Below are 7,632 nucleotides of genomic sequence, written 5' to 3' on the forward strand. Positions count from 1 at the left end.
GGCACCGCCCCGCCCTGCCCCCGCTGCTGCCACGGCTCGCCGGCGGCACTCCCCCGGCAGCGCCCGTCCTGACCGCGGCGGACGGCACCCTGCGCATCGCCCCCGGCGGCCCGCCGCCGTTCCGCTACGCCGTCCACCGCCTCCCGCAGACACCCGGCGACCGTCCGCAGCTCACCGCGGACACCCTGGCCGCCTGCCTGCCCGCCGCCGACTGCGCCCGTCCCCTGCCCCTCCCCACCGGCCGGTACACCGCCACCGCCCTCGACCGCCCGGGCCGCGAAAGCCGCCCCGCGACACCGGTCCAGGTGTAGCGCGTCGCTCCCTGCCCCCACGCGCCCCTGAGGTGCCCCCGTCCACCTCGGATCACGGCTCAGACCGCGTGCCGACCGTCCGTCAGGTACCTCTCGCGGAGCCGGCTGAACGCCGTCGGCGTGGGACGCCGCGGCAGGAACTCCTTGATCCGCTCCGCGCACGCCCGGGGGCTCGCCGCGGCGGTGTCGCACTCCAGGTCGTAGTCGCCGTGCCGGTGCACCAGCCCGTACTGGTGCACCGCGAGGCCCGGCGGCCGGTCGCCCCGGTCCCGTTCGCGTCGGGCCAGTTCGTCCGGCGGGCAGTGGACGCCGACGAACAGCACGTCCTCCGGCGGCAGCACGGCGAGGCAGTCGAGCAGCCGCCACTCCTCGCTCAGCACGTGGTCCACGACGACGTCGTTGCCCGCACTCGCCATGGCGGCGATCGAGCGGTGGAAGCCCTCCCTGGTGCGGCGCAGCGCGGCTGCGAGTTCGGCCTCGCCGAGTTCCCGTTTGGTGCGCATGGCGTTGAAGCCGTCGACCGCCAGGTGGAAGAAGACGCCGTCGTCCAGGACGTCCAGGAGTTCCCGCGCGATGCTGGACTTGCCGGAGCTGGACGTGCCGTTGAGGAAGATGATCCGACCGGTTGCCATGCCGACATGATCACACGGGGTGTGCGCCGGGTTCCGGCGTTCCGGGACGCTGCACCCGGTGGCCGGGCCGCCCGGGCGCGGCCGTCGTACGGTGGAGCGGTGAGTGCCGAGAACCCCCGGCCCTCGCCGCAGGCGTTCCAGGTGCCCCGGCGGGCGGTGCTGCTCGGCCTGGCGGGGGTGGTGCTGGGGGCCTGCACCAGCAGCCGGACGGCCACCGGTGCCGCCTCCCCGGCCGCGCCGGCCAGCCCGTCCGCGCCCGCGACCCCCTCGGAGAGCTCCTCCACGGCGCTCCCGGCCACCGCCCCGTGGCAGCCGGGCCCGGGTGAGATCGACCCGGACGTGAAACTGCGGGCGACCCAGCTGGTCGAGGCGCTCGGCGCCTGGCCCGCCGGCGGGCAGGGCCTGGCCGCCGCCCGGGACCGGGTCCGGGCGCTCGGCCTCGACCCCACGCTCGCCGACCAGGCCGGACCGCTGCTCGGCACCGCCCCGCAGGCCGTCCTGCAGGTCGTCAACGCCCAGTGGGGCGGACACCTCACCGACTCCGCCAGCGTGATGGTCCCGTGCCGGCAGTGGACCACCGAGGGTTCGGGGGGCACCACCGTCGACGTGCGGCTGGTCAGGGCGCAGCCGCGCTGGAACGTCACGGCCCTGCACCCGGCGGAGCCGGCACCGCCCGCCGCCACCCTCTCCGACGCGGCGCAGCGGGTGCTGGCCGAGCCGCGGATCCAGTTGCCGCCGGCCGCGGTCGCGGACGTCCGCGGGGGCGGCGTGCACGAGAGCGTCCTCGCCTCGATGCTGACGCTGGCCGGGCGGTACTCGTACGCGGTGACCGTGCTGCGCTCGGGGCATCCCATCGACGTGTTCGGCACCTCCCGGCCGAGCGACCATCCGCCGGGGCGGGCCTTCGACGTCTGGCGGATCGACGGACACGAGGTGGTCGACCCGGCGACCCCGCACGACCTGGTCGACGGCTTCATGCGGGCCGCGGCGGCGAGCGGCTCCTACAACGTCGGCGGCCCGCGCCAGCTCTCCGGCGGCACCGCCCCCAACCAGTTCTTCACCGACGACGCCCACCACGACCACGTCCACGTCGGCTTCCGCAGCTGAGACCGGGCTGCGGCCCCGGCTCAAGGTGACGCAGCGCCCCCGGCGGAGGCGAGCCTGCGGAGCCGGTCCGCGGCCGTGTTCCGGAGCTTCCGGGCCGCTCCGCGCTCGGCGAGGACGCCCACCAGGACGGGCGACCGCGAGGTGTCCGCGATCGTTCGCTGGAGCCAGAGGTTCCCGGCCAGCACGGCCGCGACCGAGCCCTCCGGGTCGGCCTCCGCCCGCTTGACCGGCACCCACTGCCCGATCCTCGCTTGCAGGAAGGCGAACCCCGGCGCCTGTCCGGCGAGGGTGCTCACCCGGTCGGCGAGGCCCTCCGCCGTGGTGAAGTCCGGTGCCAGCCGGTCGACGTGCCACACCAGCGTGGATTCGGCCATCGCCGCGTCCTGGTCCCGGACGACGATCCCCACGATCCGTTCCTCGTCGGCCGCCGAGGGGCAGGCCGCCAGGCACTCCTGGTACAGCCGGTACCGGAGGTGCTCGTCCTCCGCCCAGCCCTCGTCCGGCTCGGCCCGTCCCACAAGGCCGGACAGCCACCGCACGTCGTCCTCCCGAACCACCGTCACCCGCCCGTCCGCATCCGCCTCGCCGCTGTCGCCCGGCCGACGATATCCGGTGGACGGCGCTGCGACACTGGCCGCATGGACGACCGCGATACGACCGCGCACCTGGAGTGGTGGGCCAACCCGGAGACCTGTCTGGGCCGGGTGGCCGTCCGTCTCGGCGCGGTCTCCACGGCCGGCGGAGCGTGGCGGTGCGAGGCGCTGCTCGCCCCTCCCCTGTCGGCGGCCGACCGGGAGGGGCTCGACTTCCTGATGGCGGTCCATCCGGTGTTCACGCTGCGGCGCGGCGCGGGCACCGTCGAGGTCCGGGTCGGCCGTGCCGGGACGGACGACGGACTCGTGCTCACGGCAGTGCCCGCGCCCGCGCCGTAGCGGTTCAGGAGAGCGGGCGGCAGAGCAGCGCGTCCGGGGTTCCGGAGGAGCCGATGCGGGTGGTGAAGGCGAGGCCGGCGGCGTACTCGGTGGGTGCGCACTGGCCCTTGTAGGCGCCGTAGGCGAATTCGCCGCCGGGGCCGGCGGACGGGCGGTTGTCGCCGCGGTCGAACCAGACCGTGCGGGTGCCGGTGCCCAGCGGGCGGCGGGCCGTGGCGCAGAGGACGGCCGAGACCCGGGAGCCGCGCAGGCTGTAGCCGATCAGGTACTGGCCCTGCGCGCACTGGTACTTGGTGTAGCCGGAGGCCCAGTCGCCGCCTGCCGGGACGTTGCGTTCGTCGCGGACGACGACGGCCTCGCCGGTGGCGGCCCGCAGGTCGCCGCCGGTCGCGGTGTCGGTGCACAGGCCGCGGCCGCCGGTGTGGGCGACGCCGGCGAGGCGTTCCCCGTCGGGGCAGACGGCCTTGCGGGCTCCACCGTCCCAGTCTCCTGCGGCGCGCACCCGCAGGGACTGCACGGCATCGGCGTGGTCGGTGGTCAGCATGTGCCAGGAGTCGGCGGCCGGCACCGGCCCCGTGAGGCCGGGCGCGGCGGCGAGACGGTTCCAGGCGTCGGCGCGCCAGTCCGTGCCGTCCAGCAGGCCCGAGCGGCCGCCGGTGGCGGTGTACCGGAGGAGGGCCCAACTGTCGCCGCGGCCGGGGTCGTTCCAGCCGACCAGCGGCCAGTAGGCGAAGTCGGTGTCGAGGGCGGCCAGGCGGTCGGTGAAGTTGCCGAACCAGGTCCGCGGCGCGGCCGCGGCCTCGTCCGCGCCGATGCCGAACTCGCTGACCCAGACGGGGGCGGTGAAGTGCTGCCCGCTCTCGGCGGCGACGTAGAGGGCCTGCTGGTCGAGGACCCGGTAGAGCTCGTCACGGCTCAGGTCCTGGTAGCGGGCGTCGTGGGTCTCGCCGAGGCCGGTGGCGCCGCTGTGCTTGGGGCCGGTGTAGCCGTAGAAGTGCGCCGAGTAGACCAGCTTGTGGGAGGCGACCAGGGTGTGCGAGAGGGTGCGGACGGGGGCGAGGGTGGGGCGGCCGTGCGGAAGGCCGTCGGCGGGGATGCCCGTCCAGTTGATGCCCTCGACCACGATCAGCAGGTCCGGGCTGCCCTCGGTGAGGATGCGGTCCCCGGCGTGCTGGGCGGCGGCGTACCAGTCGTGGGCGTCGCCGAGGCCCCAGTTGGGGTCGTCGAGGTAGTCGCGGCGGACCTCGTTGTACAGGTCGGCGCCGACCACCCGCTTGTTGTCGCGGTAGCGCCGGGCCATGAACACCCAGTCGTCCTCCCACTGCGCGGTGGACTGGCTGCTGTTCCAGCGTTCGTTGCCGTCCAGGCCGCAGCACCAACGGGTGGTGTTGGTGTGGTTGTTGAGGATCACCGCGAAGCCGTCCGCGGTGAGCGCCCGCACCACGGCGTCGTAGACCTGCAGCGGGGTGAGGCCGCGCAGTTGCGGGTTGGCCGCGACGGCGGCGTCGGGCACCGGCGCGGTGGTGCGGATCATCTCGTTGGAGAAGGGCAGCCGGATGCTGTTGAGCCCGAGGCGGTGGAAGTCCGCCATCAGGGTCGGTAGTTGGGCGCGGTCGAGGCCGAGCGGGATGCCGTGGGAGTCCTGGCCGCTGTGGTGGTTGGCCGGGTCGGCGGCGCTGCCGGATCCCGTCCAGGAGCCCTGGGCGCCGTCCCAGTTGCCGGCCCGGAGCTTGAAGCGGGCACCGGTGGCGTCGACGATGTAGCGGCCGCGGGTGGAGAGCGGCGCCGTCCAGTCGGCGGCGGGGCCGGAGGCCGCCGCGCCCACGGGTGAACCGGCGGCGGACGCCGGTGCGGCCGAGGCCGCGGGGGCGACGAGCAGCGCGGCCGGGAGGGCGAGCGTCAGTGCGGTGCGGAGGAGGTGCCGGATCATCGGGCCTGCCCGGGTGTCAAGAGTGTCGGATTCATGCCAACGTTGCGTCGGCAGAGCCGAGTTACCCGGCGGTAGAGCGGTTGAACCGCCGCCGGCCGACACCTCGTCGCGGGGTGTCGGCCGGCGGACGGCCGGGTCAGCGGAGGTCCAGCGGGTTCTGCGGGGCGAGCAGTCGGGAGATGCGCTCGGCGACGACCTGGGCGGCGTTCCCCTCCGGGGCGTCGGGCCCCTTCGTGGCGGAGACGGCGATGGACAGCCGGCTCTGCGGCAGGTACGCCTGGAGGGCGGCGTAGCCGGAGAACGACGGGTTCTGCACCACCCAGTCGTTCACCACCAGGATACCCAGCCCGAAGTGCCTGGCCTCGGTGTTCAGTAGGCAGACGTCCGCCGGGCAGGTCTTGGTGGCCCCGCCGAGGCCGACCGTGCCGGGGTCGAGCTGCACCCGGAAGGAACGGCGGTCGAGCAGCTCGCCGCTGCCGACCGCCCGGGCGGAGCGCTCCAGGTCGCAGATGTGGGTGGTGAGGACGGCACCCGGCGCGGTCGTCCACGAGGGGTTCCAGAAGGTGGACTCCTCGTAGGTGCCGCGCTCGGCGGTGAAGGCGTGCAGCACCGGGGACTCGATCTCCGGGGTGAAGCTGTTGCGGGTGTTCCGCAGCCCGAGCGGGCCCGTCACCCGCTCCTCCAGCAGCCGGTCCAGCCGGGTGCCGGTGATGCGCTCCAGGGCCTCGCCGAGCAGGACGAAGTTGGCGTGCGAGTAGCTCCAGCTGGTGCCCGGGTCGTACCAGAGGTCCTGGGCGGTGGAGATGCCCACCAGCTCCTCCGGCGTCCACTGGCGGAACGGCTCGGCGGCGAGCGCGGCCAGGAAACCGGGGTCGCGGACGTAGTCGACCAGGCCGGAGGTGGAGCTGCCGAGCATCCGCAGGGTGATCTCGTCGCCGTGCGGCAGGCCGGGCAGCCACCGGGAGACCGGGTCGTCGAGGCCGACCTCGCCCTCCTCGACCAGCTGCAGCAGCACGGTGCCCATGAAGGCGATCGCCACCGAACCGGCCCGGAAGTGCATGCCCGGCTCGGCCGGCACGCCCGTCATCGACTCGCCCTGCGCCCCGGTGACGACCTCCCGGCCGCCCTGGGTCACCTTGAACAGGACGGCCTTCAGCCCGAGCTCGTCCTTCACCTGGCCGACGATCCGGTCGACCTGCCGGGCCTTCCCGCGGAGCGGCTCCGGGGTGCTGACGCAGGCCTGCCCGTCGTGCCCGCCACCCCCGGCGGCGACGGCCACCCCGGCCGTGGACTGCAGCGTGGCGGCGAACAGCGTGGCCGCACAGAGCAGCGCGGTCTGAGTACGTGTCATGCCCCACCGTGCGAACACCGCCGCGCCACCCCGGACCCGACACCCCGGCACCTCCGCCGGACGGCCGGACCCACCGTCCCCCGGAAGAGTGGCCGGAGCCCGGCGCCATCCACCGGAAGAGAACTTGAACGCGTTCAAAAGAGCTGGAAGGATGACCGGCACCGAGCGAGGCAGGGGTTCCACCTGCCCGGGAACGGCAGGGAGGGGCCCGATGCCCGAGTACAGCGGTCGCACGGTACGCGGCAGCACGAGGCTCCGACCTCCGCTGTACAGCACGTACTGCTCCGCAGCCTGGGCCGTCTTCGCGCCGCTGGCCCTCTTCCTCCCGTCGGTCGCCGGGCCCCGGTCGGGCAGTGCGGTTCTGCCGCTGGTACTCCTCCTGGGCGGCGGCTCGGGCCTGCTGCTCGGCATCCTCCTCGGTTACCTGGAGGCCCGGGCACTCCTCGGCCTCGCGGCCGGACTCTCCGCCGCCCTCTTCCTGGCGCAGAGCCTCTGGCTCGGCGCATCGGCTGGAGCTCCGACGCCCCACGGGCTCCTCGTCGAAGCGGTCGTCTGGCTGGTGTACGCCGGATGCGCCGAATTGCCGCTGTTCGTCGGCGTGGTGCTCGGCCGGGCCCTGCGGTATTCCCGAGCGGCCCGGTGACAGCACCCGACCGCAGTGCGGGAACCGGCACCGGCTCTCCGGACGGTCGGTGCGGCCGTGGCCAGCGGCTCCCCCGAAGACTCCGTAGAGCCCAGTCCCTGCGGGCTGCGGCGACGCATTCCCACCACCGGATGGACATGGACTCGACTATCGGAACCCCGGCCGGAACCGACCCTGCCGCGCCGTCGGAGCCGCGGCCGGGTGGCGGGACGGGCCGCCGGCCGACCCACCGGTTCAACGGGCGGTTCGGGTGGGTGGCCGCAGTTCTCTGGTGTCTGGTTCTGGGGTGCACGTCGTGCGCCGGCGCCGGTGGCGGGTCGGCGGTGATCGGGCAGGCCGATCTGGTCGGCGACTGGGGCAATGCAGCCGGCGCCAGGCTGCACGTGTCGGCCGACCACACCCTCACCTGGAGTGGGATCCTCAACGCCGTACCCGACTACGAGTGCTCGACAGGGGTGGCGGGAGGCGGGTGGAAGTTCCTCGTGTCGAGCGATCCGTCAGGGGATGTCTACGCGTCGGACTCGGCCACGGCAGGCGACTCGTTCACGGTGTCCACGGGCCGCCACTCCCAGGTCGGCTGCGACCTCGACGCCAAGGTCCAGTACGACGACGACGGCTACAACCTCTGTCTCGTCAGGGACTTCGACCAGACGTGCACGTCCGGAGACCCGGCTGCGCAGCCTGCCGGTCGGCGAGCTGAAGATCGACCGCTCCTTCGTCTCCCGG

8 protein-coding genes and 1 pseudogene are annotated in these 7,632 nt (G+C 74.3%); 5 read left to right on the forward strand and 4 right to left on the reverse strand.

What is annotated here, in order from left to right; translation table 11 throughout:
* A pseudogene (locus ABZ641_RS20475) lies at window positions 1–311 on the forward strand (hypothetical protein); the annotation flags it as partial.
* 59 nt (window positions 312–370) lie between these two features.
* Here the strand turns inward: ABZ641_RS20475 and ABZ641_RS20480 are convergent.
* Window positions 371–943, reverse strand: coding sequence for an AAA family ATPase (locus ABZ641_RS20480; protein ID WP_344623926.1), 573 nt, complete (start codon window positions 941–943; stop codon window positions 371–373).
* Window positions 944–1,042: 99 nt separating this feature from the next.
* Between ABZ641_RS20480 and ABZ641_RS20485 the strand changes: the two genes are divergently transcribed.
* Window positions 1,043–2,050: a hypothetical protein gene (locus ABZ641_RS20485; protein ID WP_359983641.1), complete on the forward strand. Its 1,008-nt coding sequence runs from the start codon at window positions 1,043–1,045 to the stop codon at window positions 2,048–2,050.
* A gap of 20 nt (window positions 2,051–2,070) precedes the next feature.
* Here the strand turns inward: ABZ641_RS20485 and ABZ641_RS20490 are convergent, their stop codons facing one another.
* Window positions 2,071–2,613: a hypothetical protein gene (locus tag ABZ641_RS20490; protein WP_359983644.1), complete on the reverse strand. Its 543-nt coding sequence runs from the start codon at window positions 2,611–2,613 to the stop codon at window positions 2,071–2,073.
* 75 nt (window positions 2,614–2,688) lie between these two features.
* Between ABZ641_RS20490 and ABZ641_RS20495 the strand changes: the two genes are divergently transcribed.
* Window positions 2,689–2,982, forward strand: a complete 294-nt coding sequence (locus ABZ641_RS20495) for a hypothetical protein (protein ID WP_359983647.1) — start codon at window positions 2,689–2,691, stop codon at window positions 2,980–2,982.
* A 4-nt stretch (window positions 2,983–2,986) separates the two neighbouring features.
* Here the strand turns inward: ABZ641_RS20495 and ABZ641_RS20500 are convergent, their stop codons facing one another.
* Together ABZ641_RS20500 and ABZ641_RS20505 are read right to left on the reverse strand one after the other, a co-directional pair.
* Entirely contained in the window at window positions 2,987–4,912 is a 1,926-nt protein-coding gene (locus tag ABZ641_RS20500) for a cellulase family glycosylhydrolase (protein WP_359983650.1), read from the reverse strand.
* A 136-nt stretch (window positions 4,913–5,048) separates the two neighbouring features.
* The gene (locus ABZ641_RS20505) at window positions 5,049–6,263 is read right to left on the reverse strand and encodes a serine hydrolase domain-containing protein (protein ID WP_359983652.1); all 1,215 of its coding nucleotides are present in this window, start codon (window positions 6,261–6,263) and stop codon (window positions 5,049–5,051) included.
* 211 nt (window positions 6,264–6,474) lie between these two features.
* On the opposite strand from ABZ641_RS20505, the gene ABZ641_RS20510 reads away from it, so the two are divergent.
* Window positions 6,475–6,906 (forward strand): hypothetical protein, encoded by a 432-nt coding sequence (locus tag ABZ641_RS20510; RefSeq protein WP_359983654.1) that lies wholly within the window; start codon window positions 6,475–6,477, stop codon window positions 6,904–6,906.
* A 254-nt stretch (window positions 6,907–7,160) separates the two neighbouring features.
* Window positions 7,161–7,632, forward strand: a 472-nt coding sequence (locus ABZ641_RS20515) for a hypothetical protein (protein WP_359983655.1), incomplete at its 3' end; no start/stop codon positions are given.

The sequence above is a fragment of the Kitasatospora sp. NPDC007106 genome, from assembly GCF_040634455.1.
In the GTDB taxonomy this organism is placed as follows: domain Bacteria; phylum Actinomycetota; class Actinomycetes; order Streptomycetales; family Streptomycetaceae; genus Kitasatospora; species Kitasatospora arboriphila.

Bases quoted from the DNA above. Each gene is read 5' to 3' on its own strand.
- ABZ641_RS20480 (WP_344623926.1), bottom strand. From the start codon at position 943: ATGGCAACCGGTCGGATCATCTTCCTCAACGGCACGTCCAGCTCCGGC.
- ABZ641_RS20495 (WP_359983647.1), top strand. From the start codon at position 2,689: ATGGACGACCGCGATACGACCGCGCACCTGGAGTGGTGGGCCAACCCG.
- ABZ641_RS20500 (WP_359983650.1), bottom strand. From the start codon at position 4,912: ATGATCCGGCACCTCCTCCGCACCGCACTGACGCTCGCCCTCCCGGCC.
- ABZ641_RS20505 (WP_359983652.1), bottom strand. From the start codon at position 6,263: ATGACACGTACTCAGACCGCGCTGCTCTGTGCGGCCACGCTGTTCGCC.
- ABZ641_RS20510 (WP_359983654.1), top strand. From the start codon at position 6,475: ATGCCCGAGTACAGCGGTCGCACGGTACGCGGCAGCACGAGGCTCCGA.